This window comes from Thalassotalea sp. G20_0, from assembly GCF_017744175.1.
GTDB lineage: Bacteria > Pseudomonadota > Gammaproteobacteria > Pseudomonadales > Endozoicomonadaceae > Endozoicomonas.
The window spans coordinates 1-965 of record NZ_JAGHQV010000262.1 but is presented as its reverse complement, the minus strand read 5'-3'; the positions used below and the strand labels follow the sequence as shown (position 1 = coordinate 965).

Here is a 965-nt window from a genome sequence, read left to right as displayed (position 1 = left end):
GCATCTCTGACAGCACAACGGCGTCTCCAACCTCAACAATTATTTCAACCGCTGCACAGGCCAGGCAATCAAGTCAGGCGGCAACAACAATCCACGACACCACCGCTCAGACAGTCACTTCTGGTTCCACGGATAGCTCAGCTGCTTCTTCATCAATGACGCCTGCATCAACAGGCACGACAGCCGAACAGACAACAACGCGACAATCAATTACTCAGGCAATTACTACTCAGGAAAAAGCACGTTCAACATCTGATAACACCAGTCAAAAAATGACTTCTGGCATTTCGGGCAGCGCAACTACAGCTTCACCGCTGACAGAAACTTCCACGGCCACAGAAACAACTCCATTAACAAAATCACCAACAGCTGTTACAACTCAGGCGGCAATTGATAAAACAGCAATACTTCAATCGACAACCGGGCAACCAGCATTATCATCTGCAACTGCCACAACAGCCGCAACAGAAGGTGACCCTGACATCTCTGACAGCACAACGGCGTCTCCAACCTCAACCACTATCTCAACCACTGCACAGGCCAGGCAATCAAGTCAGGCGGCAACAACAATCCACGACACCACCGCTCAGACAGTCACTTCTGGTTCCACGGATAGCTCGGCTGCTTCTTCATCAATGACGCCTGCATCAACAGGCACGACAGCCGAACAGACAACAACGCGACAATCAATTACTCAGGCAATTACTCAGGCAACTACTCAGGAAAAAGCACGATCAACGTCTGATATCACCAGTCAAACAATGACTTCTGGCATTTCGGATAGCACAACGACTGCTTCACCGCTGACAGAAACTTCAACGGCCACAGAAACAACTCCATCAACAAAATTGCCAGCAACCGCTACAACTCAGGCGACAATTGATAAAGCAGCAATACTTCAATCGACAACCGGGCAAGCAGCATTATCAACTGCAACCACCGCAACAGAAGGTGACCCTGGCATC

At 49.4% G+C, this 965-nt stretch carries 1 protein-coding gene; it reads left to right on the top strand.

Features of this window, described 5'->3' with window-relative positions:
• A partial coding sequence (locus J7438_RS25945) for a hypothetical protein (RefSeq protein ID WP_209278921.1) occupies window positions 1-965 on the top strand: 965 nt, incomplete at both ends.